Source organism: Rhizobium sp. RSm-3, assembly GCF_001854685.1.
In the GTDB taxonomy this organism is placed as follows: domain Bacteria; phylum Pseudomonadota; class Alphaproteobacteria; order Rhizobiales; family Rhizobiaceae; genus Rhizobium; species Rhizobium ecuadorense.
In genome coordinates this window covers 240,190-264,373 of sequence record NZ_MAWZ01000060.1, presented here as the reverse complement: position 1 = coordinate 264,373, position 24,184 = coordinate 240,190, and the positions used below count along the sequence as shown (strand labels likewise).

General features: G+C 60.4%; 23 protein-coding genes and 1 tRNA gene. 12 read left to right on the top strand and 12 right to left on the bottom strand.

Features of this window, described 5'->3' with window-relative positions; all coding sequences use genetic code 11:
* Positions 1 to 258: 258 nt before the first annotated feature.
* From BBJ66_RS32780 to BBJ66_RS32765, 4 genes are all read right to left on the bottom strand, one after another.
* A complete protein-coding gene (locus BBJ66_RS32780; protein ID WP_071093400.1) occupies positions 259 to 1,701 on the bottom strand; it encodes a M81 family metallopeptidase in 1,443 nt (480 codons plus the stop codon).
* A gap of 263 nt (positions 1,702 to 1,964) precedes the next feature.
* Positions 1,965 to 2,639, bottom strand: a complete 675-nt coding sequence (locus BBJ66_RS32775) for a DUF2290 domain-containing protein (protein ID WP_071093398.1) — start codon at positions 2,637 to 2,639, stop codon at positions 1,965 to 1,967.
* Positions 2,636 to 4,792 (bottom strand): DEAD/DEAH box helicase, encoded by a 2,157-nt coding sequence (locus tag BBJ66_RS32770; protein WP_071093395.1) that lies wholly within the window; start codon positions 4,790 to 4,792, stop codon positions 2,636 to 2,638. The genes BBJ66_RS32775 and BBJ66_RS32770 overlap by 4 nt, the downstream gene beginning before the upstream one ends.
* A 379-nt stretch (positions 4,793 to 5,171) precedes the next feature.
* Positions 5,172 to 5,246: transfer RNA gene (locus tag BBJ66_RS32765), tRNA-Gly, on the bottom strand.
* Between the two features lie 256 nt (positions 5,247 to 5,502).
* Here BBJ66_RS32765 and BBJ66_RS32760 point away from each other — a divergent pair.
* From BBJ66_RS32760 to BBJ66_RS32745, 4 genes are all read left to right on the top strand, one after another.
* Positions 5,503 to 6,012: a prolyl-tRNA synthetase associated domain-containing protein gene (locus BBJ66_RS32760; RefSeq protein ID WP_071093393.1), complete on the top strand. Its 510-nt coding sequence runs from the start codon at positions 5,503 to 5,505 to the stop codon at positions 6,010 to 6,012.
* Positions 6,013 to 6,068: 56 nt separating this feature from the next.
* The gene (trxA, locus tag BBJ66_RS32755) at positions 6,069 to 7,037 is read left to right on the top strand and encodes a thioredoxin (protein WP_071093391.1); all 969 of its coding nucleotides are present in this window, start codon (positions 6,069 to 6,071) and stop codon (positions 7,035 to 7,037) included.
* A 153-nt stretch (positions 7,038 to 7,190) separates the two neighbouring features.
* Positions 7,191 to 7,877: an LON peptidase substrate-binding domain-containing protein gene (locus BBJ66_RS32750; protein WP_184340677.1), complete on the top strand. Its 687-nt coding sequence runs from the start codon at positions 7,191 to 7,193 to the stop codon at positions 7,875 to 7,877.
* Positions 7,878 to 7,886: 9 nt separating this feature from the next.
* The gene (locus BBJ66_RS32745; RefSeq protein WP_003589705.1) at positions 7,887 to 8,075 is read left to right on the top strand and encodes a Trm112 family protein; all 189 of its coding nucleotides are present in this window, start codon (positions 7,887 to 7,889) and stop codon (positions 8,073 to 8,075) included.
* Between the two features lie 16 nt (positions 8,076 to 8,091).
* Here the strand turns inward: BBJ66_RS32745 and BBJ66_RS32740 are convergent, their stop codons facing one another.
* Positions 8,092 to 9,306 (bottom strand): ubiquinone biosynthesis hydroxylase, encoded by a 1,215-nt coding sequence (locus BBJ66_RS32740; protein ID WP_071093389.1) that lies wholly within the window; start codon positions 9,304 to 9,306, stop codon positions 8,092 to 8,094.
* A gap of 84 nt (positions 9,307 to 9,390) precedes the next feature.
* Here BBJ66_RS32740 and tesB point away from each other — a divergent pair, with 84 nt between their 5' ends.
* The 6 genes from tesB (at position 9,391) to BBJ66_RS32710 (ending at position 16,987) form a co-directional block, all read left to right on the top strand.
* Positions 9,391 to 10,275 carry an acyl-CoA thioesterase II gene (gene tesB, locus BBJ66_RS32735; RefSeq protein WP_049733370.1) on the top strand — a complete coding sequence of 295 codons (885 nt, stop codon included), beginning with the start codon at positions 9,391 to 9,393 and terminating at the stop codon, positions 10,273 to 10,275.
* A gap of 221 nt (positions 10,276 to 10,496) precedes the next feature.
* Positions 10,497 to 10,847, top strand: a complete 351-nt coding sequence (locus BBJ66_RS32730; RefSeq protein WP_003543684.1) for a P-II family nitrogen regulator — start codon at positions 10,497 to 10,499, stop codon at positions 10,845 to 10,847.
* A 25-nt stretch (positions 10,848 to 10,872) separates the two neighbouring features.
* Entirely contained in the window at positions 10,873 to 12,306 is a 1,434-nt protein-coding gene (locus tag BBJ66_RS32725; RefSeq protein WP_049733371.1) for an ammonium transporter, read from the top strand.
* Positions 12,307 to 12,586: 280 nt separating this feature from the next.
* Positions 12,587 to 15,271: an FtsK/SpoIIIE family DNA translocase gene (locus tag BBJ66_RS32720; RefSeq protein WP_071093387.1), complete on the top strand. Its 2,685-nt coding sequence runs from the start codon at positions 12,587 to 12,589 to the stop codon at positions 15,269 to 15,271.
* A gap of 141 nt (positions 15,272 to 15,412) precedes the next feature.
* The gene (locus BBJ66_RS32715) at positions 15,413 to 16,081 is read left to right on the top strand and encodes an outer membrane lipoprotein carrier protein LolA (RefSeq protein WP_071093385.1); all 669 of its coding nucleotides are present in this window, start codon (positions 15,413 to 15,415) and stop codon (positions 16,079 to 16,081) included.
* A 102-nt stretch (positions 16,082 to 16,183) separates the two neighbouring features.
* Entirely contained in the window at positions 16,184 to 16,987 is an 804-nt protein-coding gene (locus BBJ66_RS32710; protein ID WP_071093383.1) for an exodeoxyribonuclease III, read from the top strand.
* 154 nt (positions 16,988 to 17,141) lie between these two features.
* On the opposite strand, the gene BBJ66_RS32705 is transcribed toward BBJ66_RS32710, so the two are convergent.
* A complete protein-coding gene (locus tag BBJ66_RS32705) occupies positions 17,142 to 17,597 on the bottom strand; it encodes a cyclic nucleotide-binding domain-containing protein (RefSeq protein ID WP_071093381.1) in 456 nt (151 codons plus the stop codon).
* A gap of 114 nt (positions 17,598 to 17,711) precedes the next feature.
* Entirely contained in the window at positions 17,712 to 18,395 is a 684-nt protein-coding gene (locus BBJ66_RS32700; protein WP_003582964.1) for a response regulator transcription factor, read from the bottom strand.
* Between the two features lie 167 nt (positions 18,396 to 18,562).
* Between BBJ66_RS32700 and BBJ66_RS32695 the strand changes: the two genes are divergently transcribed.
* Complete coding sequence (locus BBJ66_RS32695) at positions 18,563 to 19,084, top strand: L,D-transpeptidase family protein (protein WP_071093379.1); 522 nt, start codon at positions 18,563 to 18,565, stop codon at positions 19,082 to 19,084.
* A 132-nt stretch (positions 19,085 to 19,216) separates the two neighbouring features.
* A complete protein-coding gene (locus tag BBJ66_RS32690) occupies positions 19,217 to 20,047 on the top strand; it encodes an aldo/keto reductase (protein WP_071093377.1) in 831 nt (276 codons plus the stop codon).
* Between the two features lie 110 nt (positions 20,048 to 20,157).
* Here the strand turns inward: BBJ66_RS32690 and BBJ66_RS32685 are convergent, their stop codons facing one another.
* From BBJ66_RS32685 to BBJ66_RS32670, 5 genes are all read right to left on the bottom strand, one after another.
* A complete protein-coding gene (locus BBJ66_RS32685) occupies positions 20,158 to 20,514 on the bottom strand; it encodes a cell surface protein (protein WP_071093375.1) in 357 nt (118 codons plus the stop codon).
* 316 nt (positions 20,515 to 20,830) lie between these two features.
* Positions 20,831 to 22,240: a 3-isopropylmalate dehydratase large subunit gene (leuC, locus tag BBJ66_RS32680; RefSeq protein WP_049733380.1), complete on the bottom strand. Its 1,410-nt coding sequence runs from the start codon at positions 22,238 to 22,240 to the stop codon at positions 20,831 to 20,833.
* 75 nt (positions 22,241 to 22,315) lie between these two features.
* Positions 22,316 to 22,477, bottom strand: a complete 162-nt coding sequence (locus BBJ66_RS34475; protein WP_003589725.1) for a hypothetical protein — start codon at positions 22,475 to 22,477, stop codon at positions 22,316 to 22,318.
* A gap of 49 nt (positions 22,478 to 22,526) precedes the next feature.
* Positions 22,527 to 23,339: an amino acid ABC transporter permease gene (locus tag BBJ66_RS32675; RefSeq protein ID WP_049733381.1), complete on the bottom strand. Its 813-nt coding sequence runs from the start codon at positions 23,337 to 23,339 to the stop codon at positions 22,527 to 22,529.
* Between the two features lie 16 nt (positions 23,340 to 23,355).
* A complete protein-coding gene (locus tag BBJ66_RS32670) occupies positions 23,356 to 24,153 on the bottom strand; it encodes a basic amino acid ABC transporter substrate-binding protein (RefSeq protein ID WP_049733382.1) in 798 nt (265 codons plus the stop codon).
* Positions 24,154 to 24,184: the final 31 nt, after the last annotated feature.

Here is a 24,184-nt window from a genome sequence, read left to right as displayed (position 1 = left end):
TTTGGCTCGAACCATAGAGACAATCAAACCAAACGAATGCGCAAACTACATCCGAAACGCAGGATATGGGTCAACCTAAATGCAAAACGGTCTAACGTCCGATCGTATGGGCCTGTATCAGGCGCGGGGTGGCTACGGCGCGCAGCAGCCCGCCGCATCGCGCCGCGCTGCATTCAGCCGGCCCCTCGGTGACGGTATGAACGAAATCGGCGCCATCAATGCGGCCATTCGGGATGCAAAAGCCGGACGGCTCGAAGCTCACGGACGCGCCGAGCGCGCGGAGAGGAAGACCTGCGGCTCGAAGGCAAAATCCTGGTCGAACGGGTAGGTCGGATGCTGCTTGCGCAGCCGCGGCAGGCGCTCGACGAACTGGTCGACGACCCCTGTCGACAGCGCCATCAGGTTCGGATTGGCGATCGGCGCCAGCTCGGGCGAGAGATAGCCCGATTTGACGACAATGATCCTGGCGCCGTGCGGATCAAGGCCGAGCCGGGTGAAATCGGCGATATTGTGATAGGGTCGGCGTTTGGCCGAGAGCACGAGATCGATGCCACCGGTCGAAACCACCGCCTGACGGTCTGAGGGGTCCGGCGTTTCGTGCAGGAATTTGACGGTGAAACGGGCCGTGACCGGTTTGCTGCCCTTGGTATCGAGCGAGGCGCCGACGCTGAGATTGAGCGCCGCGCCGATGCCGGCGGCATAACAGGCCTCGGTCGCCGCCTTGTCGGCGATGCCGGCGAAGACGACGCCCGTCGCACCCCTGGCGATCAGCTCGGCCAGCACGTCGGCCCGGTCGCCGACACCGCCACCGGTCGGGTTGTCGCCGGATTCGGCGAGCACGACAGGAGCGGTCGGGCTGGCGATGGCTCTTGCGACGCATTCCTCGACCGAGCCGGTCTCGCAGCCGAAGACGAAATCTCCACGTGCATCCCAATAGGCCTTGGCGAGGCGTCTGGCCTCGCGCTCCAGAACGGCGCGGTCGGTGCCGGTCATGATGGCGGCAGCCGTGGCGCGCGGCTCGTCGGCCCAGACGTAACCCACCATCAGGGATGCGTCCCAGACGCCGTCGATCGCGTCGATTTCAGGCAGCATTCCATAGAGGCTCTTAGCCGGCTCATCGACGGTACTGGTGCGCTCGCCGGGCAGCACGACCGGGATCGGCGCCCAGAGAACGACAGGCCTCACGCCGGTATTCAGGCTCTTCACCAGCATGAAGACCGAGCGGCGCATCGTCTCCTCGACATCGATATGCGGCGCGGTGCGATAGGTGGAATAGATATCGAGCGCGTCGATGATGCGCTGGGTGACATTGCCGTGCAGGTCATAGCTTGCCGAAACCGTGCAATCCTCGCCGACCAGCGCCCGGGCAGCAGAGATCCAGTCGCCTTCGGCGTCCTCCATGCCCTCGACATACATCGCGCCATGCATGGCGAGATAAAGACCGTCGAGCGGCAGAAGCGGCTTCAACCGCTCGAGGAATTCGCCCTTGAAGGCCTCGTAGGTGGCGCGTGAGACCGGGCCGCCGGCAATGGCGCGGGCATGGATCGTCGGCAGGAATTCGGCGTCATAATCCTTCAGGAAGGCGAAGTAGGGAGATTCCAGCAGGGCTTGGCCGCGCAGGACCCGAAAATCCTTCTCCTCGTTCAGCACGGGATTGTATGTGCTGCACTCGATATGAATGCCACCGACGGCAATGCGCATGATGAACCTCAGTGATATTGGGAGCAATCAGGATTTTATGGGTCGCGGTTCGAGTGGCCGTGGCCGAAGGGGCTCCCGCTCCGAGTATGAAGGTTCCCGATCCGAAGTCGCGCCCATTTTGCCTCGACAATAAGTTGGCAAACTAACTAATCAACCAAAATAAATTACAAGCGGATTGCGATCCATTACGAGACTAGCGCGCCGGTGGAAATGGACGCGATGTGCAAGCTTTTCGGGAAACTCGCAAGGCGCTGCCAGTTCCCCTATTCTTCCCAATTCAAATGCTGTTGCATTAACTCGGTCGTGGTAATTGTCACCTCTGTTTCACCCGATGTGAGATATGACGAGTAGTTTAACCAGAACCGCTTGTCGGCACGGTAAAAATTGTCGAATACGAAATGGAGAAAATAAGCAATGCTTACTGGACCCTTAACCGGCATACGGCAATCCGCAGACCCAAACGTCATGTGCGAAACTGGATGAGGATCGGCCAAGTCTTCGGGCATCGATCGGACGCAATCAAAACGAAATGTTCCGACGCTTCGGAAACTGCTGACGCCTTCTAGTGCTATAGAATCCCTTAACCAATCCGCAAGCGATATGTGTTGCGGTCGCCCAACCAACGCATTCGCATAAAATGGGCATGGAATGAAAAAATATCTGTGACTCTCAACGGTGTTGCCGTCGAAGGTGGCCTGGATGCAAATAATAGAGCCGTCTGCAAAAACAGCTGAATACGCTTCTCTATCAAGCAAATCAACATATTCAGAGGCCGAAATACCCCCGCTTGAAACCATCCCAATGTCGACGACCGGCTTCAAAGAAATTCTGTTTCCAACGACATCAATTTGATGCTGTTGGGACGCGAGAAACACATTATTGGCGAGCCCGTCTATGACAAAATTATTTAAAACTTTGCAGAGCTGCTTTGGATTCATTGAGCGTCACCGTGCAGCTGGCTCAATTCCCGCTGGAGATCCAATGGCAGTTGATCCCATTGCTCCTTAGCCTTCTGCACTGCGGCTCGAATATCCTTAAACTCCTCGCTAGTTCCTGCATCTGCATAAAGTGCGTCGCTAGAAACGGCTAACTCGACAGCTTCCTTCCTCTTAGGATAGTGGAAGTCTAGTGTGAAATCGTCTTGTTTAATCTCTTTGAGCTCATCCTGGATCGCTTCCATTCCGGCGCCAACCCCGAGGACGTATGTCCAGGCGCGTGACCTCGTCATGGCGGTAAAGAGGATATTTCGACGCTGCTTTATACCGTATTTCCCTTCACAGAATTCCGAGTTTATGACGAAGACGACCGGCGCTTCGTTTCCTTTTGCCCGGTAGATATGCGTTATCGCGATCGACTCCTCACGGAACACCTCGTCTCGCGATGAAGTTTGACCCGGAATGTGCCCTTGCAAGTCTTCCGCAAGTAGGGCGCGCAGCATCCTAGCGCCTTCTGACTTGCTTGTTCGTACGTTCGGCATTACGATAAGTATATCACTATGTTCCAACTCATCATCAGAAATTAGAGTCTTGATTTTCTTCGCAACCCACTCGTATTGCTCTAGGGAGTCATCAAATTTCTTTGTGATTAATGTGTCTTTTGGTGTAAGAAGTTCGTTAAAAAATTCTGGAATACTTTCCTCTGCGCGTTTTATGACGACGTTTCGGTCGAACTTTAGTTCGCCACTCTTTACCGTGTAGCCCAAACGACTCCAGATTTCAGGATCAGTAAACATTTGCGCCATTGGCTTCCGATGTATTCCGAATCCTAGCCCGTGTGCGGAAAGTAGGGTCCACGGCGGATTGCGGTAACATCTCGGAAGCACGATATCTTGTTGGGGCTGATCATCTTCATTCTTCAGCTCAACAAGTGCTTTTCCTGAGCCGTCAACTCCAAACAACTCCTTAGCTGAAGGAAGCTGGGTATCACCTAAATTTTGCAGATCATCGTAAGCCCAGACTATGCGCTTCGGATCTTTGACCATTCGATACACTAGCTTGAAGAAGTCGCTGGGTAGATCCTGCGCCTCATCGATAAGGATCATGTCATATCGATTAAGTGGCTCGTCCGGCGTGCTCCGCAAAGCTTCAGAACATGCTCCGGTGAAGGCCGTCTCGTAGCCGAATAGCCTGCTTGCTGTACCAAAATCTCGGTAGCTTGCGCCTGTTGCTGCGGTGTATTCGCGATAAACACCCATACGATCCGAACTGCCCCAAGCGTGCTTGATATGCAGCTTTTTCCAATCCGGCTCATCGGCGATTTGCGCGAACACAAACCGTGTTATGAGTGCCTCGAACTGTTGATACAGGGACCTTGTGTTGAAGGTTACGACAATGTCCCAATCTGGTCTTTTAACGTGCAGGTAGGCAGCTTTTAGTGCGAGTACGACTGTTTTGCCCGACCCCGCGAGACCACGTATTCGTTGAGGACCATTAACGTATTCTATTGACCCTCGCTTTTGCCAGAGATCCAAATTCGCGATCTTCTTTTCAATTTCCTTGATTCGGTATCCCTTGGAATCCTGACTGACAACATTGGCGCGTTTCTTCTTAGGCTTTAGATTCGAAATTCGTTGAATCGCGGCGTTGAGATGTGAAAGCTTGTCGTTGTCCGGCTGTCGCTTATTGGGAACTGCCTCCAGCTCATTGAGGCGATCGAGGCCGACCAGCAGGCTGTCGCCTTCCTCTTTGAAAACATCCGAAATTGGGTGAATCGTAACCGTTCGTATCTCGATCGCGAGGGAGCGCCCACTTCGAAGCTCGCCGAACGAATTCAAGCGGTTGAAGAGTGCCGCATAAAGCTGTTCCTGGCGGGTAACGACGTATTCTGGTAACTCCAGATCTACGGCGCCCACCTTCCCGCCGCCATAGGAATAGAGATCAAATATTACTACGCCACGATCACGCGAAACTAGGACAGCATCGAATTCAATCTTGTCATCATCAATCGTCAGCACCGGATACCCAATATAGAGTGTTCCGGTCAAAGCTGCATCGCGTACGCCCTTCACGAACAACTCAACGGTCGCTCGGTCTCGATACTCGCCGAAAATTACGTCCAGTTCCGTGTCAATGTTCGGTACGATCTCGTTCATTTCATTTCTCCGGAAGGTTTCGGCGGGAGGATCTTAATCGAGCCGTCAGCGTGTTGCCACAGTCGCGGCCTGGCTGCAATTCTCAAATAGCGGACAATCAGAAATGGCGTTGATGGTGCCAGCATCTATTCATAACTAAAAAATGCTTTTGGTCGGGATTAAATGGGGAACCAGCATACGCATTTCGATTTTAGTTTTCATCCGAAACCCAATTATCCAAATTTGGGCGCGTCTATCCAGCCTCGGATGGGCCAGATCAAGCGCTATTGATTGAAGTTCTGCTGCGCCATTCTTCGGTACCTGTATGGTGCCTTGCATGGACGAATCCAGCAAACGCCTTGAGATGTTCCGCTAAGTTGCTGGAAGACGTTTGGAAAACTGGAGCGGGCGAAGGGATTCGAACCCTCGACCCCAACCTTGGCAAGGTTGTGCTCTACCCCTGAGCTACACCCGCTCAATCCGCATCGGTCCGGGGTAGTTGTTGGACCGTGGGCGCCGCCTTGTGGCGACGGGCGCTATATGGCCTAACGGATTTTCAAATGCAACAGGGAAATGACGGAGAGGCGAAGAAAAATTCGCAAGGTCGCATCAGGCCGGCGGAAAGGCCGCAAATGCGGGGGTAGAGCGTCGGAGGCGAAGATTGCCAAATGATGGGGACGGATTTAATCAGGACGCCTCGACTTTGTCCCTCCTGCGCAATGGATTGCCCGATGCCCGAAAACGCCCCCAAGACCAGAGAAGAATTGTTTGCCTTTCTCGATGGGCTCGGCATCCCGCACAAGACGCTCGATCACGCGCCGGTTTTCACCGTGGCCGAATCGGTTGCGCTGCGCGACGAGATCCCCGGCGGCCACACCAAGAATCTCTTCATCAAGGACAAGAAGGACAGGTATTTCCTGCTGACCGTGGAGGAACATGCCGAGGTCGACCTCAAGCAGGTGCATAATGTTATCGGCGGATCTGGCCGGGTCTCCTTCGGCCGGGCGGAGAAGCTGATGGACTATCTCGGTGTCATTCCCGGCGCGGTGACCGCCTTCGGCGCGATCAACGATACGGCAGGAAATGTCACTTTCGTGTTCGATGCCGATCTGATGCGCGAGGAAATCGTCAACTGCCATCCGCTGTCCAACGATGCGACGACATCGATTGCGAGCGGCGACCTCATCCGTTTCATGGAAGCGACCGGACATAAGCCGCTTGTCTTGAAAGTGACGTCCTGACATACGATTTTAGCGCTACAATGAGGCCGGCAGGATCGGCGCGGCGGGAGATACCTATGAGCGGCAGCGACAACCCCTATAATGGTTCCTTCGGAAATCAGATGACGGCGACGACCAGCTTCGGCGCTCAGCCGGCGGCGGCAGCAGGCAGCTACATCACCGACACGACGACCGCGAATTTCGGCAAGGACGTCATCGAGGAATCGCGCAAGCAGCCGGTGCTGGTCGATTTCTGGGCGCCCTGGTGCGGGCCGTGCAAACAGCTGACGCCGGTGCTGGAAAAGGTGGTCAACGAAGCCCAGGGTCGCGTCCGGCTGGTCAAGATGAACATCGACGACCATCCGTCGATCGCCGGACAGCTCGGCATCCAGTCGATCCCCGCCGTCATCGCCTTCGTCAACGGCCGCCCCGCCGATGGCTTCATGGGCGCCGTGCCGGAAAGCCAGATCCAGCAGTTCATCGACCGCATAGCCGGTCCGGCCGGTGCCGATGAGGCGGCCGAGATCGAGGCCGTGGTCACCGAAGCGGCAGAATTGCTGGCCGCCGGCAGTATCAATGAGGCCGCTCAGCTCTACGCCGCGGTGATGCAGGCCGATCCCGAAAATGCCAAGGCGATTGCCGGAATGGCCGAATGCATGATCGCCGCAAACCAGCATGAGCGGGCGCGCCAAACCCTGACGGATCTGCCGGAGGAGCTGGCGAAAGACGCCGGCATCCAGGCGGTGGTGAAAAAGCTCGAACAGATCGAGGAAGCCCGCAAGCTCGGCGATCCCGTTGCGCTCGAACGTGACCTTGCCGCAAACCCCGACGACCACGAGGCGCGGCTGAAGCTTGCCAAGATCCTCAATGTCGAAGGCCGGCGCGACGAAGCGGCCGAGCACCTGCTGCTGATCATGCGCAAGGACCGCGCCTTTGACGATGACGGCGCCCGCCGCCAGCTGCTGCAGTTCTTCGAGGTCTGGGGCTTCAAGGATCCGGCGACGGTTTCGGCCCGGCGCAAGCTTTCGGCAATGCTGTTCTCGTAGCGCGCTGCCGCTCCAACAGGATGGCAAGTCGCTGGATCCTGTTGCAAGCCGATTCCGATTTTCCGGCGTATGCGCTAAGTTTCGAGCGTCTGCCCTTGCGTTTTCGAGCGGGGGCACCACATTCTCGTCAGGACGGGCAAGCCCGTTACAAGAATGCGGGACGGTTTCATGCAAGTCGGGAATGCCAGATACCTGAAGCCGGGCGATCTGCCTGATACGATCGCTGTCTTCCCCCTGACCGGGGCCCTCCTTCTGCCGGCCGGGCAGCTTCCGCTCAACATTTTCGAACCGCGTTATCTGGCGATGCTGGATGCGGCGCTGACGGGAAACCGGCTGATCGGCATGGTCCAGCCGGCGCTCGGCGAACACGAGGACAAGGGCGGCGACCCCAACCTTGCCGCTGTCGGCTGCCTCGGCCGCATCACTTCCTTCGCCGAGACCGGCGACGGGCGCTATATCGTCTCGCTGACCGGCGTCTGCCGCTTTCGGCTGCTCGGGGAGAAAACGACCAGCGATCCCTTCCGCACCTTCCGTATCGCCCCGTTCATCGCCGATCTCTCGGCCGCCAACGAGGAGGAGGCGGTCGACCGCGCAGCACTTTTGACCGCCTTCAAGGCCTATCTCGATGCCAACAAGCTGGAAGCCGACTGGGAGAGCGTCGAGCGGGCGAGCAATCTGACGCTCGTCAATTCGCTGGCGATGATGTCGCCGTTCGGGCCGGCTGAAAAGCAGGCGCTGTTGGAGGCGCCCGATCTGAAGACGCGGGCCGAAACGCTGATCGCCATCACCGAGATCGTGCTGGCGCGGGTCTTCGGTGACTCCGACACGGTTCTGCAGTAGACTTCAGCCATGGACGAAAAACTCAGCCGCGTTGATCCGAAACTGCTCGATCTCCTGGTCTGCCCGCTCTCGAAGGGCCGGCTTTCCTATGATCGCGAACACAATGAGCTCGTCTCGGAAAAGGCGCGGCTTGCCTATCCGATCCGCGACGGCATTCCGATCATGCTGGTCTCCGAAGCCCGCCGCTTGGACGAATAGCGCCTCTTCACTCCGCTTAAATTGCCTGGCCGGCCAGCAGCCGCGGATTGTCCTTGGCCGTCGTGCCGGCCGCCTGGCCGATGAAGAAGGATTTGAGGCGCGGCAGCCGGTCGACGATGCCGAGGCCGACGTCGCGGGCGATGCGGATCGGCGTTGCGTCGTTGGAGAACAGCCGGTTCAGCACGTCGGTCGTCATGCCCATGCGGAAGGTGTCAAAGCGCCGCCAGGTCTGGTAGCGTTCGAGAATGTTGATCGAGCCGATATCGAGGCCGAGGCGATCGGCCTCGACGATCGTTTCGGCAAGGGCCGCCACATCCTTGAAGCCGAGGTTCAGGCCCTGTCCCGAAATCGGGTGAATTCCATGGGCGGCGTCGCCGGCCAGCGCAAAACGCGGCGCGACGAAGGCGCGGGCGAGTGTGAGGCCGAGCGGGAAGGCGCGTTTGTCGCCGATGACCTTCAGCGCCCCGAGTTTGTGGCCGAAGCGGCGTTCGAGTTCTTCCTCGAAAACCAGGTCGTCGGCGGCGACCAGCCGGTCGGCATCATGCGTCCGTTCCGTCCAGACCAGCGAGGAGCGGTTGTTCCTGAGCGGCAGGATGGCGAAGGGGCCGGCCGGCAGGAAATGCTCCTCGGCGCAGCCCTCATGCGGCCGCTCGTGTTCGACTGTGGCAACGATGCCGGACTGGCCGTAATCCCAGGTGACGGTCTTGATGCCGGCGAGGTCGCGCAGTTTCGAGCGCACGCCGTCGCAGGCCACCAGCAGCCGGCTCTCCAGCGTGCTGCCGTCCGAAAGCGTGACGGTGACATGGGTATCGTGTGTTTTCAACTCCGTGGCGCCGAGGCCATGGCGGATGTCGATGCCGAGCCGCTCGCAGACGCCGCGCAGCGCTGCGACCATCGCCACATTCGGGATCATATGGGCGAAAGGCCGGCCTTCGGCCACTTCGCCGTCGAAGGTGAGAAACACCGGACGGACCGGATCGGAGGTTTTCGAGTCGGTGACGATCATCTTGGTGATCGGCTGGGCCTCCGGCTCGATCTCGTTCCAGATGCCGAAGATTTCGAGCATTTTCGCCGCCGCCGCGATGACGGCCGAAGCGCGTGTGTCGTTTTTCCAGACATGCTCCGGGGCCGCCTCGACGACCGCGACATTCAGATGCGGTGCTGCCTGCTTGACCGCGACAGCGGCGGAAAGGCCGACATAACCTCCGCCCACAACCAGCATATCCAGCATCGCGCCGCTCCCTTACCTTGTGCCTCAGATGTGACCTATATAGATCATCGCCACTTCACTTCCTACCGCCGGGAGGCATGCAAAATGACGCGCGAGACATCAGGGCCTTCGGCGATGGAGACGCTGCTTTCGACGCTCGACCTGGAGCCGATCGAAGTCGATATCTTCCGTGGGCGCAGCCCGCAAGCCGGCTGGCAGCGGGTCTTCGGCGGCCAGGTGATCGGCCAGGCGCTGATGGCGGCGCAGCGCACCATCGAGGGCGCGCGTTTCGTGCATTCGCTGCATGCTTATTTCATGCGCCCCGGCGATCCCTCGGTGCCGATCATCTATCAGGCGGAGCGGATCCGCGACGGATCGAGCTTCAATACGCGGCGCGTCGTTGCCATCCAGCACGGCAAGGCGATCTTGACGCTGTCGGCCTCCTTCCAGGTGGAGGAGCCGGGCTTTGACCACCAGATCGCCATGCCCGAGGTGCAGATGCCTGAGGCGCTGCTCGGCGAACAGCAGATCAAGGATCAGTATCTGACGCATGCGCCGGAGGCGATCCGAAAATACTGGCAGCGCGAGCGGCCGATCGAGATCCGTCCCGTCTCGCTGACGCATTATTTTTCCGACAAGAAGCTCGATCCCAGACAGGACGTCTGGGTGCGCGCCACCGGCCCGGTTCCCGACGACCGGCTTTATCAGGCGGCCGTCCTTGCCTATCTCTCGGATATGACGCTGCTCGATACGTCGCTCTATGCGCACGGCACCTCCATCTTTGACCAGAGCCTGCAGGTGGCGAGCCTCGATCATTCCATGTGGTTCCACAGACCCTGCAGGCTCGACGACTGGCTGCTCTACACGCAGGACAGCCCCTCGGCTTCGGGCGCCAGAGGGCTGACCCGGGGCAGCCTCTTTACCCGATCGGGTGAGCTGATCGCCTCCGTTGCGCAGGAAGGTCTGATTCGGAAAAAGGCAAATGAATAAATAATATGCATCTTTGAAAATTTGCGCATTATTTGTGCGCTTGTTGGGCGGTCATTTGCCGGTCATTTGCCTGTTTATTGGCGCCCTATATTATAGTTGTTGTTTTTCAATAAGTTATATCCCGCCTCGAATCTGGCACGTCCTTTGAATGTATATCGCCGGTCGCTGTCCAGGAATGTCAGCGGCAAGGAGAGTCGGCTCCGTGCCGAGGATAACGAAGGATGGGAAACCAGATGAAAATTGTGATGGCTATTATTAAGCCGTTCAAGCTCGATGAGGTCCGCGAAGCTCTTACGGCGATCGGTATTCAGGGGCTGACCGTCACCGAAGTGAAGGGCTACGGGCGCCAGAAGGGGCATACCGAAATCTATCGCGGCACCGAATATGCGGTCAGCTTCCTGCCGAAGCTCAAGATCGAAATCGCCGTTGCATCGGAACTCGTCGACAGGGCTGTCGAAGCCATCGCGGCGTCGGCCAAGACCGGCCAGATCGGCGACGGCAAGATTTTCGTCTATTCGATCGATCATGCCGTGCGCATCCGTACGGGCGAAACCGATTCAGAAGCGCTGTAAGCCGCAGATCAAGGAGCTTTTTTCAATGTCGACTTCGAAGTTTTCTTCCCCCTTTGCGCTGATCTGCGCAACAACAGCTGCGCTTCTAGCGCCGGTTGTCGCTTTCGCGCAGGAGGCTGCGCCCGCCGCCGCCACGACCGCTGCTGCCGCTCCGGCCTTCACCATGGACAAGGGTGACAATGCCTGGATGCTCATCTCCTCGGCGCTCGTTCTGCTGATGACCATCCCCGGTCTTGCGCTGTTCTACGGCGGCCTCGTGCGCGCCAAGAACATGCTCTCCGTGCTGATGCAGGTGTTCATGATCACCGCCGTCGTGGCGCTGCTTTGGGTGACCTACGGTTATTCGCTCGCCTTCACCGACGGCGGCTCGCTGAACAGCTTCGTCGGCGGCTTCTCGAAGGCGTTCCTGGCCGGCGTCAACACCTCGTCGCTCGCCGAAACCTTCTCGAAGGGCGTCGCCATTCCGGAATACACCTTCATCGTCTTCCAGATGACCTTCGCCTGCATCACGCCCGGCCTGATCGTCGGCGCCTTCGCCGAGCGCGTCAAGTTCTCGGCCGTCATGCTCTTCGTCGTACTCTGGGTCACCTTCATCTACTTCCCGATGGCGCATATGGTCTGGTTCTGGGGCGGTCCGAGCTCCTACACCTCGCCGGCCGGCCTGATCTTCTCCTACGGCGCAATCGACTTTGCCGGCGGCACGGTCGTCCACATCAATGCCGGTATCGCCGGCCTCGTCGGCGCCATCATGCTCGGTAAGCGCACGGGCTATAAGAAGGAAATCATGGCTCCGCATTCGATGACCCTGACCATGGTCGGCGCATCGCTGCTCTGGGTCGGCTGGTTCGGCTTCAATGCCGGCTCCAACCTCGAAGCCAATGGCTATGCCTCGCTTGCCTTTATCAACACCTTCGTCGCGACGGCAGCTGCCGCCGTCTCCTGGTGCATCATCGAAAGCCTCGCCCGCGGCAAGGCCTCGATGCTCGGCGGTGCTTCCGGCGCGGTTGCCGGTCTCGTCGCCATCACGCCTGCGGCAGGTTTTGCCGGCCCGATGGGCTCGATCGTTCTAGGCCTGATCGTCTCGCCGGTCTGCTACTTCTTCGTCGACGTCGTGAAGAACAAGTTCAACTACGACGACAGCCTCGACGTCTTCGGCGTGCATTGCGTCGGCGGCATCATCGGCGCTCTCGGCACCGGCATCCTCGTCAACCCGGCGCTCGGCGGTGCAGGCATCGTCGATTATTCGACGGCCGATTTCGCAGCCTCCTATGCCGGCACGGCAACCCAGGTACTCGCCCAGGCCAAGGGTGTGCTGACGACGCTTCTGTGGTCGGGCATCGGTTCGGCGATCCTCTACAAGATCGTCGATGTCGTCATCGGCCTGCGTGTGACCGTCGAAGCCGAGCGCGAAGGTCTCGACCTTTCGACCCACGGTGAAGCCGCCTACCACTCCTCTTGATCGCAGCGTTTGCGGCGCCCGGCATAAGGGCGCCGCTTCACGGCCCGTCGCGGCCTATCCAGAGCTTTTCCGGGTTAGACCCGGAAAAGCTGTCATAGACCGCATTTGGCCCGAACCTTTCCAGGTTCGGGCTTTTTTAATTTCCCTGTCCGGAATGCGCGTCCAAGCATGCATGGTTAACATCGCTTTAACCCGGCTCTGATTAGGTAGAGCGGACGCATTTTGGCATGGCGAAGCTTCGGTGATTCGCATGCCCTCAGGCATTGGACGGGTTAGACACATGGCAAGAAGCACGTCGCCGGCGATGGATGGCCGTCCGGATCGGTTCTCCTTCTCGGCATTCATGCTGCGGCAGATCCAGGCGCTCATCGGCTTTGCGATCTTTCTGCTGCTGGCGCTCTGCGTCGCGGCGCTGGCGACATGGAACGTCGCCGACCCGAGTTATTCCTATGCCACGGCCAACCTGCCGACGAATATCCTCGGCTACAGTGGTGCTGCCTTTGCCGATCTCGTCATGCAGTTCCTCGGCCTTGCCAGCGTCGTTTCGATGCTGCCGATCGTCGCCTGGGCGCTGGCGCTGATCTCGGGCCGCCGCTTCAGCCGCATCCCCGCCCGTGCCAGCGCCTGGCTTGCCGGTACGGTGCTGTCCTGCGCCATGATCGGCTGCTTCCCGCCGCCGCTCACCTGGCCGATCCCGAACGGCATCGGCGGTGTCGTCGGCGATATGATCCTGCGTTTTCCCGCACTTTTCGTCGGCGCTTATCCCACCGGCACCTTTGCCATGGTCGTCGGCTGCATCTTTGCCGCGCCGACCGCCTGGATGATGCTCTTTGCCTCAGGGCTCGTCGGCCGCAGCGAGGCCGAGGAGGAGATCGAGGAAGATTACGTCGGGACGACAAGCAAGGCCCGCGTCGTCGGAGACGAGGACGAGGAGGACGAGTCGCGCTGGGTCGCTCTCAGCGGTGCGGTGACGCATGCCTGGTACATGAGCCACGGGCGGCTGCGCCGCCTTCTCGGCATGGGGCCGCGCAAGCGCCGCCAGAGCGATTTCGAATCGCCCTATGATTTCAACGATGACGAGTTCGGCACGCTGAACGAACCGGTTCGCGCCAAGGCGCCGGCGACGCGCGGCGAGCGGATGGAGCCGTCGATGGAGCCATCGATGGGAGCAAGGGCGGCTTCGCCGCGCCGCATCGTCGCGGCGCCGTCGCTTTCCATAGACGACGAGGATGACGACGACGATCTGCCTTTCGACCCCGACATGCCGCCGCGCCCGGCCGATATCCTGCCCGACGACGATGACGACGACTGGATGATCCGCGCGCCGGCGAAAGCCGCCGGCAAGCCGGAGCCGCGCGTCGTCCCCGCGGTCACGCGTCCGAAGCCCGGCGCCCGCGTCGAGCGGGAGGCGCAGGGCTCGTTCATTCGTCCCGAAGGTTTCCAGCTTCCCTCGATGCATCTGCTTGCCGAACCGAAGAATGTCGTGCGCGATTCCACGCTTTCGGCCGATGCGCTGGAGCAGAACGCCCGCATGCTTGAAGGCGTGCTCGAAGATTTCGGCGTCAAGGGCGAGATCATCCATGTCCGCCCCGGTCCCGTCGTCACGCTCTATGAACTGGAGCCGGCGCCGGGCATCAAGTCGTCGCGGGTCATCGGCCTTGCCGACGATATCGCCCGCTCGATGAGCGCCATTGCCGCCCGTGTTGCCGTCGTGCCCGGCCGCAACGCGATCGGCATCGAATTGCCGAACCAGACGCGCGAGACCGTCTATCTGCGCGAACTCATCGCGTCCCGAGATTTCGACGGCAGCAAGGCCAAGCTCGCCATGGCGCTCGGCAAGACGATCGGCGGCGAAGCCGTCATCGCCGACCTTGCCAAGATGCCGCATCTGCTCGTCGCCGGCACCACCGGCTCGGGCAAGTCGGTCGCCATCAACACGATGATCCTGTCGCTGCTCTACCGTATGACGCCGGAACAGTGCCGGTTGATCATGATCGACCCGAAGATGCTCGAACTCTCCGTCTATGACGGCATTCCGCATCTGCTTTCGCCCGTCGTCACCGATCCGAAGAAGGCCGTCGTCGCGCTCAAATGGACGGTGCGCGAGATGGAAGAGCGCTACAAGAAGATGTCGAAGATCGGTGTGCGCAACATCGACGGCTTCAACACCCGCGTCGAGCAGGCCCTGTCGAAGGGCGAGGCGATTTCGCGCACGGTGCAGACCGGCTTCGACCGCCACACCGGCGAGGCAATGTACGAGACCGAAGAATTCGACCTGCGGCCGATGCCCTATATCGTCGTCATCATCGACGAGATGGCCGACCTGATGATGGTCGCCGGCAAGGATATCGAAGGCGCCGTGCAGCGTCTGGCGCAGATGGCGCGCGCCGCCGGCATCCACGTGATCATGGCGACGCAGCGCCCGTCGGTCGACGTCATCACCGGCACGATCAAGGCGAACTTCCCGACCCGCATATCCTTCCAGGTGACCTCGAAGATCGACAGCCGCACCATCCTTGGCGAACAGGGCGCCGAACAGCTGCTCGGCATGGGCGACATGCTCTATATGGCCGGCGGCGGGCGTATCCAGCGCGTGCACGGCCCGTTCGTCTCCGATGTCGAGGTTGAGGAGATCGTCTCCTATCTGAAGACTCAGGGCTCGCCGCAATATCTCGATGCGATCACCGCCGATGACGACGAGGATGGCGACTACGGTGGCGGTGGCGGCCCCGCCGGCACGTCGAATCTCTCGGATTCGGAGGATCCCTATGACCAGGCCGTCGCCATCGTGCTGCGGGACGGCAAGGCCTCGACCTCCTACGTCCAGCGCCGGCTCGGCATCGGCTACAACCGGGCCGCCTCGCTCATCGAGCGGATGGAAAAGGAAGGCATCATCGGGCCGGCCAACCATGCCGGCAAACGCGAAATTCTCGTTCCCACCGAAGGCGACATCCTCGACCGCTGAAATAATCGGCTTATATTTCCGTTGGGGACCGCTTTTGCGGAAACCTGACGGCAGCCAAGCCGTTACCTCACGCAGGCCCGATCGCAACGCCTTGAAGACGCCGCCTTTCGGCAGCATGCAGATCGCATAAAGGAGATTTAGATGAGTAACTCCGACACCTTCCTCTCCGGCCTGACGGTAACGCGCCGCGATCTTCTCGGTGCCTTTGCTCTCGCTGCGATGGCAAGCGCCATTCCCTTCGGCGCGCATGCGCAGGCGGCGGCTCCCGCCTCCGGCACGGCGCAGGCGATCGCCGACCATTTCTCCGGCGTCACGACGATGCAGGGCGAATTCGTGCAGTTCGGTCCGCGCGGCGAGCAGACCGGCGGCAAGTTCTTCATCCAGCGTCCCGGCAAACTGCGATTCAACTATGACGACCCGTCGCCGATGCGGGTGATCGCCGACGGCAAAAACGTCGCCATCGGCAATACCAAGCTGAAAACCTGGGATCTCTATCCGCTCTCCAAGACGCCGCTCAGCCTGCTCTTGGCGCAGCGCATCGACCTGTCGGCCGGCATGGTGAAGGGCGTGAAGGAAGAGTCCGATCTGACGACGATCGCGCTCGGCAACAATACGGTGTTCGGCAACTCTACCATCACCATGATGTTCGACCCGAAGACCTACGACCTGCGCCAGTGGACGATCACCGACAATCAGGGCAAGGACACGTCGGTGATGATCTTCAACGTCAAAACAGGCATGCAGTTCGACGATCGGGTCTTCCGCGTGCCCTATGAGACCATTCCGGGCACGCCACAGTCGCGCGACTGAAGCCTTTTCGGTTGATCGCCCGCTGCTTCTACACGCGAGCAGTTCCCTCCCGTCGGCCTTTGTTCTAAAGCCCTTTCATGAAAGCATGAAAGGGCTGGGAATATGGGCTTGTCGATCACCACCTGGAACATCAATTCGGTGCGGCTGCGTATGCCGATCGTCGAGCAGCTCGTTCTCAAGCACCGGCCGGATATTCTCTGCCTGCAGGAAACCAAGGTGACGAACGAGCTTTTCCCGGCGGCACCGCTGCGGGCCATGGGCTACGATCACATCATCATCCACGGCCAGAAGGGCTATCACGGCGTGGCGATCGCCTCGCGCATTCCGCTGACGGAGGATCACCGGCAGGATTACTGCGGGGTCGGCGATGCCCGTCACATCTCGGCGATCTTCGAACATGGCAACCGCCGTATCCGGCTGCACAATTTCTACGTTCCGGCTGGCGGCGACGAGCCGGATCGCACGATCAATCCGAAATTCGGCCACAAGCTCGATTTCATCGAGGAGATGAAGCATCTGAAAGCCAATGGCGAGGCGAATACGTCGGCGATCCTGGTCGGCGACCTGAACATCGCGCCGCTGGAGCACGATGTCTGGTCGCACAAACAGCTGCTGAAGATCGTCAGCCATACGCCTGTCGAAACCGACGGGCTGCTGGAGGTGATGAAGCGCGGCGCCTGGCTCGATCTCATGCGCCAGCATGTGCCGGAAAGCGAGAAGCTCTATACCTGGTGGAGCTACCGCGCCAAGGACTGGGAGGCGGCCGACCGCGGTCGCCGTCTCGACCATATCTGGTCGTCATCGGATCTCGGGCCGCATCTCCGGCGCATCGAGATCCTGAAGGAAGCGCGCGGTTGGGATCGGCCCTCCGACCATGTGCCGGTTACGGCGCATTTCGATTTCTGATGCATGTCGCCCGGAAGTGTGCAGCGGTTCCGGGATAAAGACATGCCTAAAAACAACAAGCTAAAGCGCGTTGCATGAATCAAATTCGATGCGACGCGCTTTAGAGCGGTGTGGTTCAGCATTTTATGAAAGCGTAGAACCGGTCCAAGGGCGGTCAGCTGAAGCGGTAGAACTGGCTTGCGGCCTTTGCCGCAAGTTCGGCGAGATTGTCGCGGATGCGGTTCTCGATCAGCCGGGCTGCTTCAGGATATTCTTCGATCAGCCGGTGGAAGAGGGCACGGGTGATGCGGATGATGCTGGTGTCCTCGCGCGCGACCGCGGTGAATTTGCGCTCCACCAGCGTCACCAGCGCCAGTTCGGAAACCAGCGTTCCCGGGCCGGCGACCCCCTCCGTCCTCTGTATGCCGTCACTGCTCGTCGCGCTCAGCTCCAGGCTGCCGCTGAGGACGACATAGGCGCTCTCGGCGGGCGAGCCCTGGCGAAACAGCATCTGGCCGGCGGCGATCATGCGCCGGTCGGCACCGAAGGCGATCAGCCGCAGCTGATCCTCGTTCATGTCCTTGAACAGAGGAAGCTGCGCGAGCATGCGAATGTCGTCGGTCAGCGCCATGCGGGCTTTTCGCCTTAGAGCAATTCCAGCAAAACCGCGTCGCGATTTTGCGTCCGGAATGCGTGAAAACAAAGAGATAGAGCATTTCCGTGATTCGGAAAAAACGAAGATGCCCTAAGGTATGATCTTGTAGCCGCCGTTTTCGGTGACCAGGATTTCGGCATTGGAGGGATCGCGTTCGATTTTCTGGCGCAGCCGATAGACGTGGGTTTCCAGCGTATGTGTGGTGACACCCGAGTTATAGCCCCAGACCTCTTCGAGAAGCACGTCGCGGGTGACGACCTTCTGTTCCGCCCGGTAGAGATAGCGGATGATCGCCGCCTCCTTTTCCGTCAGCCGGATCTTCTGGCCGTTGTCGGTGGTCAGCAGCTTCTGGCTCGGTTTGAACAGGTAGGGGCCGACGGTAAAGGTCGCGTCCTCGCTCTGCTCGTGCTGGCGCAGCTGCACACGGATGCGCGCGAGCAGCACGGCGAAGCGGAAAGGCTTGGTGACATAGTCATTGGCGCCGGCTTCGAGGCCGAGGATCGTATCCGAATCGGTATCGTGGCCGGTCAGCATGATGATCGGCGCCTTAAAGCCGCCCTTGCGCAGCAGCTTGACCGCCTCGCGGCCGTCCATGTCAGGCAGGCCGACATCCATGATCAAGAGGTCGACCGGCGTCGAGCGGGCGGTGGCAACACCTTTGCCGGCGTTGGCTTCCTGCAGAACCGAAAATTCCTCATACAGCGACAATTGCTCCGTCAGCGTCTGACGAAGGTCATCGTCGTCATCCACCAAAAGAATGGTGCGTGCGGTCATGCCCTTGCTTTCCTCATGTTAAGTCCCCTAGTCCTACGCCAAATTCCTGGTTTGGCAAGGATCGCGCGGCGGGCCGTTGCCGCGCAGGTTTTGATATGATTTCAATCGGAGCCCCAGACAATGCAAGACATGCGAGAAAAATGGAAAAAACAAGGCGGGAGCCGGGGATGAAGCCGTCGACGATCGTGGTGCGGCCGGCGCCGGGGCGAAAGAGCCGTGCGATCGTCCGGCTCGGCGCGATCACCGTCCCCGCCGCGATCGGCCGCTCTGGCCGCAGCGCGATCAAACGCGAGGGCGACGGCGCCACGCCGATCGCCTCGATGCGGCTGATATCCGGCTTCCGGCGCGGTGAGCGCAACGGCCGGCTTGTCACCCCGCTTCCCATCCGCCGGATCCGCGCTAACATGCTCTGGTGCGATCAGCCCGGCAACGCCAGCTATAACCGCCTCGTCCGGGCGCCGTTCGGCGCAAGCCATGAGGAGATGCGGCGCAGCGACGGGCTCTACGACATCTGCCTGGTCATGGACTGGAACATCTCCTCGCGGGTGCGCAATCGCGGCTCGGCGGTGTTCTTCCATCTCATCCGGCCGGGCTACGAGCCGACGGCCGGCTGCGTGGCGGTCAGCCTGCGCGACATGCGCCGGCTTCTGCCGCATCTTCGGAAGGGGACGATTGTCCGGGTCCTCTGATTGTCTTCCGGATCCGGCCGCCTATATGTTTCCGGTGACCGAGCGCTCAGGCTGAAATGTGCTCCGGGACGCTCGAAAAGTGCGGGCGCAATTCATGCCTCGTCCAATTCTTCAAACTCCCGGAGATATAGTGTGACCGCTCAACCCATCATCACTTTCCATGACGGACATTCCATTCCCCAGGTCGGCCTCGGCGTCTGGCAGACGCCGCAGGAGATCGCCGCTCCGACGGTGCGCGCGGCGATCACGGCCGGCTATCGCCATATCGATACGGCGTCCGGCTATGACAACGAAGAGGGTGTCGGCGAAGGCATCCGTTCCTCCGGCCTCGACCGCAAGGAGATCTTCGTCACCACCAAGCTCAGAAACACCGACCAGGGCTACGACAATACGCTCAGCGCCTTCGACGGCAGCCTGAAGAAGCTTGGTTCCGACTATGTCGACCTCTATCTCGTTCACTGGCCGTCGCCGCATCGCGGCCTCTACACCGAAACCTGGAAGGCCTTCGTGCGCATCCGTGAAGAGGGCCGCGCCCGCTCGATCGGCGTGTCGAATTTCTGTCCCGAACATCTGGAGCGCATCATCGGCGAAACCGGCGTCGTTCCCGTCATCAACCAGATCGAGCTGCATCCCGACTTTCAGCAGAAGGCGGCGCAGGAGGCACACAAGAAACTTGGTATCGCCACCGAATCCTGGAGCCCGCTCGGCCAGGGCCGGTTCATCTCGAACCCTGTGATCGGTGAGATCGCTGGGAAATATCGGAAGACGCCGGCCCAGGTCATCATCCGCTGGCACCTCGATACCGGCCTCGTCGTCATTCCGAAATCGGTGACGCCGTCGCGCATCGAGGAGAATTTCCAGGTGTTCGACTTCAAGCTCGATGCCGACGATATGGCGGCGATCGCCAGGCTCGACAGCGCCGGCGCCCGCATGGGACCGGACCCGATGACGGCAACCTTCTGATCAGAGCAGAGATGATGGCCGCCCCGGCGAAATCGCTTGCGGGCGGCCATTGCATGCCGGGCATTGCATGCCGGAGAACATGGCGGCCCTTGTCCGGCGTAACGCCGCCGTCAATAATTACATCTCGAGGACCCATTGGTCGGCGTAAAGCCGTAATCGCAGGCATCGTTCAGGCGCTGCTGACGACCGATGGATCCGGTATAATCGCTCGGGTTGCTGAAGGCGCGCGCGGGATACCAGTAGCCGTTCGCACTCTTGATATAGCCGGGCCGGCGGTTTTCGTAGCCACGATAGCCGTTGAGCGCCGGCACCTTGGCTTGCGCGACCTGCTGCGCCAGATCGGAAGCCGCTGCGATGGGCGGTGCCGTCGGATGGAGCGGCGCGGCCGTGGCGACGTCGATGTTCGCCAGGAATGCAAATACGCCCAGGATCGTCAGTGGCAGACGTGCCGCCGTTTTCTGTCTCATGACTATTCTCCCAATCACAACGCGGCGCTTTGCTGGCGTAGCCAGGCCCGTTGCACCGAGATCGGAGCGAACGCCCGAAAACGTGCCTGTCGACGTCGCGCGAAATGCGCCTGAAAGCGCCATCTCGATGAAGCCACAGGCATTTCCCGATGTCGATTGCTCGAACGGGTGAAATCGGGACATGCAGGCCATGCCCGGATGAGCCGATGGGATCATCGCCCATCGAGGTGTCGAAGACCTCAGTGGCATAAAATGCAAAGCCCACCGATGCGCTTGAGGCGCATCGGTGGGCTTTAGTTCTCACCCGTTTAGTGGATCAGTTCCACTCGCGGATATCGACGAAGTGACCGGCGATCGCGGCGGCCGCCGCCATTGCCGGCGAGACGAGGTGCGTGCGGCCCTTGAAGCCCTGACGGCCTTCGAAGTTGCGGTTCGAGGTGGAGGCGCAACGCTCGCCCGGCTTCAGGCGGTCGTCGTTCATGGCAAGGCACATAGAGCAGCCCGGCTCGCGCCAGTCGAAACCGGCGGCCTTGAAGATCTTGTCGAGGCCTTCGGCTTCCGCCTGTTCCTTGACGAGGCCGGAGCCCGGAACAATCATCGCATCGACGGTTGCGGCAACCGTCTTGCCCTCGACCACCTTGGCGACTTCGCGCAGATCCTCGATGCGGCCGTTGGTGCAGGAGCCGATGAAGACGCGGTCAAGCGTGATGTCGGTCATCTTGGTGCCGGGCTTCAGGCCCATATAGTCGAGCGCGCGCCATTTGGAGGTGCGCTTGGTCTCGTCCTGGATGTCGTCGGGGTTCGGGACGATGCCCTGAACGGAGATGACGTCCTCGGGCGAGGAGCCCCAGGAGACGATCGGCGGCAGGCTGGCGGCATCGAGCACGACGACGCGGTCGTAATGCGCGCCCTCGTCGGTCTGCAGCGTCTTCCAGTAGGCGATCGCCTGTTCCAGCGCCTCGCCCTTCGGCGCGCGCGGCTTGCCCTTGATGTATTCGAAGGTCTTTTCGTCAGGGGCGATCAGGCCGGCGCGGGCGCCGCCTTCGATCGTCATGTTGCAGATGGTCATACGGCCTTCCATCGACAGCGAGCGGATCGCTTCGCCGGCAAATTCGATGACGTGGCCGGTGCCGCCGGCAGTGCCGATTTCGCCGATGATGGCGAGGATGATGTCCTTGGCGGTGACGTGCGGCGGCAGCAGGCCGTCAACCCGCACCAGCATGTTCTTGGCCTTCTTCTGGATCAGCGTCTGGGTCGCCAGCACATGCTCGACCTCGGAGGTGCCGATGCCGTGCGCCAGCGCGCCGAAGGCGCCGTGCGTCGAGGTGTGGCTGTCGCCGCAGACGATGGTCATGCCGGGCAGGGTGAAGCCCTGTTCCGGGCCGACGATGTGGACGATGCCCTGGCGCTTGTCGCTTGCCGAATAATATTCGACGCCGAATTCGGCGGCGTTGGTCGCCAGCGCTTCCACCTGGATGCGGCTTTCCTCGTTCTTGATGCCGAGATGGCGGTCGGGCGAGGTCGGAACGTTATGGTCGACGACGGCGAGCGTCTTTTCCGGGGCGCGAACCTTGCGGCCGGTCATGCGCAGGCCTTCGAACGCCTGCGGCGAGGTGACTTCGTGGACCAGATGGCGGTCGATGTAGAGAAGACAGGTGCCGTCTTTCTGTTCGTCGACCAGATGATCGTCCCAGATCTTGTCGTAGAGGGTACGCGGTGCGCTCATGGCGTTAAGTCCGTTTTTTGGATGCTTTTGGGAAATCGAGAAAAAGCGGATCAAGCTCCGCCGGCCGTCATTCGATCAACGAAGTCGGCTGTTGAGCGCACCGGATACGCATGCAAAGAACCGCGCCGGCAGGCGATAATGGTCCTGCAGCACGAAAATATGCGCGCCAGTGCATCTGAACTTGGATTCCATCGCCTGCATATACCGATTTTTCGCGGCGGCTTCAATTTGAATCATCAAGACCGCGTTCGCAGACCCCCCGAGCCGTGTCACGGCTGTCGATCATTCACCGCGACTTCATCCATTTCTCCGTCCGCCGCAGCGCCAGCGACAGGCCGATCGTCAGGATCAGGTAGATATAGGTGACGATCGAATAGGTCTCGAAGAAGCGGAAGGAGCCGGCGGCATAGACCTTGCCCATCTGGGTGATATCGGCGACGCCGAGTACGGAGACGAGCGATGAATCCTTCACCATCGAGACGAAATCGTTGGACAGCGGCGGGAAGATCACCCGGATCGCCTGCGGGAAGACGACGGAGCGGAAGCGCCGATAGCGGGAAAGGCCGAGCGCCTTGGCCGCCTCGATCTGGCCGAGATCGACCGATTGGAAGCCGGCTCGGAAGATTTCGGCAATGAAGGAGGAATAGCCGATCGTCAGCGCGATGATCGCCCGCCACATCAGCGACAGATCGCGCACCAGAATGGGTTCGGCCATGCCTGAACTCACCAGCGGCGAAATCAGAAAATTATAGCCTGCGACCAGAGCCGGGGCGCCGACGAAGGCGACGTAGAAGAGGAGCACGAGGATCGGGATGCCGCGGATGATCTCGATGTAGAAGCGCGCGATCTGGCGCAGCACCCGGCTGTCGGCCATGCCGAGCAGGCAGATGCCGAGGCCGAGCACGGTGGCGAGCACGAAGGCAACCAGCGTGACGAAGACGGTGATGCCGACACCGTTGACGACGGTGCGGAAAACCTGGGCGTAGATATCGTTGGTGACGATGACGACGGCAAGGACGACGCCGATCGCGACGAGCGCGACCAGCCACCAGGGATAGTCGTCCTTGACGTGTCTGTCGGGAGATGGTCGCAAAGCCATCAGCAATGGCTCGGCGTCATTCGCCCATCTTGTAGTCGAGGAACCACTTCTTGTTCAGCGCATCCAGCGTGCCGTCGGCCTTGAGGGCTGAAATGGCGGCGTTGACGGGAGCGACGAGATCGGAGCCCTTCGGGAAGATGAAGCCGAAATCCTCGGTGCCGAGCGGCTCGCCGATCAGCTTCAGGGCGCCGTTCGAGGCGTCGACATAACCCTTGCCGGCGGTGCCGTCGGTCAGCACCACATCGACGTCGCCGGCCTTCAGCGCCTGAACGGTGGCGCCGAAGGTTTCGAAGAGCTTGATGCGCGGGTTCTGCTCATTGCCGTCGAGCACCTCGTAGACGGCGGTGTAGAAGGGCGTGGTGCCGGGCTGGGCGCCGACCAGGCCATCCTTGAATTGCGCGAAGGACTTTCCATCGGTGAAACGTTTCTCGTCGCCGCGCACCAGCATGAACTGCTGCGAACGCATATAGGGATCGGAGAAATCCACCTTCTGCTTGCGATCGTCCTTGATGGTGATGCCGGTCATGCCGATGTTGTACTGGCCGTCGGACACCGCCTGGATCATCGCGTCCCAGCTGGTGTTCTGGTATTCGACCTTGAAATTCAGCCGCTTGGCGATCTCGTTCATCGCATCATATTCCCAGCCGATCGCCTTGCCGGATTTCGGATCGACGAACTGCAGCGGCGGATAGGCATTCTCGGTGACGACGACGACGCTCTTGCCGCCGAGATCGGGCAGTTCGGCTGCCGATGCGGCCAAGGGTGCGAGCGCAAGGGCAGCGAAGCTCGCAAGGACAGTACGACGAAACAGCATGGAACGGCTCTCCGGGATTGAACGGCGAAAA

Coding starts and splice junctions, on each gene's coding strand:
- BBJ66_RS32780 (WP_071093400.1), bottom strand. CDS start 1,701: ATGCGCATTGCCGTCGGTGGCATTCATATCGAGTGCAGCACATACAAT.
- BBJ66_RS32775 (WP_071093398.1), bottom strand. CDS start 2,639: ATGAATCCAAAGCAGCTCTGCAAAGTTTTAAATAATTTTGTCATAGAC.
- BBJ66_RS32770 (WP_071093395.1), bottom strand. CDS start 4,792: ATGAACGAGATCGTACCGAACATTGACACGGAACTGGACGTAATTTTC.
- BBJ66_RS32760 (WP_071093393.1), top strand. CDS start 5,503: ATGCCCGAAAACGCCCCCAAGACCAGAGAAGAATTGTTTGCCTTTCTC.
- trxA (WP_071093391.1), top strand. CDS start 6,069: ATGAGCGGCAGCGACAACCCCTATAATGGTTCCTTCGGAAATCAGATG.
- BBJ66_RS32750 (WP_184340677.1), top strand. CDS start 7,191: ATGCGGGACGGTTTCATGCAAGTCGGGAATGCCAGATACCTGAAGCCG.
- BBJ66_RS32745 (WP_003589705.1), top strand. CDS start 7,887: ATGGACGAAAAACTCAGCCGCGTTGATCCGAAACTGCTCGATCTCCTG.
- BBJ66_RS32740 (WP_071093389.1), bottom strand. CDS start 9,306: ATGCTGGATATGCTGGTTGTGGGCGGAGGTTATGTCGGCCTTTCCGCC.
- tesB (WP_049733370.1), top strand. CDS start 9,391: ATGACGCGCGAGACATCAGGGCCTTCGGCGATGGAGACGCTGCTTTCG.
- BBJ66_RS32730 (WP_003543684.1), top strand. CDS start 10,497: ATGGGAAACCAGATGAAAATTGTGATGGCTATTATTAAGCCGTTCAAG.
- BBJ66_RS32725 (WP_049733371.1), top strand. CDS start 10,873: ATGTCGACTTCGAAGTTTTCTTCCCCCTTTGCGCTGATCTGCGCAACA.
- BBJ66_RS32720 (WP_071093387.1), top strand. CDS start 12,587: ATGGCAAGAAGCACGTCGCCGGCGATGGATGGCCGTCCGGATCGGTTC.
- BBJ66_RS32715 (WP_071093385.1), top strand. CDS start 15,413: ATGAGTAACTCCGACACCTTCCTCTCCGGCCTGACGGTAACGCGCCGC.
- BBJ66_RS32710 (WP_071093383.1), top strand. CDS start 16,184: ATGGGCTTGTCGATCACCACCTGGAACATCAATTCGGTGCGGCTGCGT.
- BBJ66_RS32705 (WP_071093381.1), bottom strand. CDS start 17,597: ATGGCGCTGACCGACGACATTCGCATGCTCGCGCAGCTTCCTCTGTTC.
- BBJ66_RS32700 (WP_003582964.1), bottom strand. CDS start 18,395: ATGACCGCACGCACCATTCTTTTGGTGGATGACGACGATGACCTTCGT.
- BBJ66_RS32695 (WP_071093379.1), top strand. CDS start 18,563: ATGAAGCCGTCGACGATCGTGGTGCGGCCGGCGCCGGGGCGAAAGAGC.
- BBJ66_RS32685 (WP_071093375.1), bottom strand. CDS start 20,514: ATGAGACAGAAAACGGCGGCACGTCTGCCACTGACGATCCTGGGCGTA.
- leuC (WP_049733380.1), bottom strand. CDS start 22,240: ATGAGCGCACCGCGTACCCTCTACGACAAGATCTGGGACGATCATCTG.
- BBJ66_RS34475 (WP_003589725.1), bottom strand. CDS start 22,477: ATGATTCAAATTGAAGCCGCCGCGAAAAATCGGTATATGCAGGCGATG.
- BBJ66_RS32675 (WP_049733381.1), bottom strand. CDS start 23,339: ATGGCTTTGCGACCATCTCCCGACAGACACGTCAAGGACGACTATCCC.
- BBJ66_RS32670 (WP_049733382.1), bottom strand. CDS start 24,153: ATGCTGTTTCGTCGTACTGTCCTTGCGAGCTTCGCTGCCCTTGCGCTC.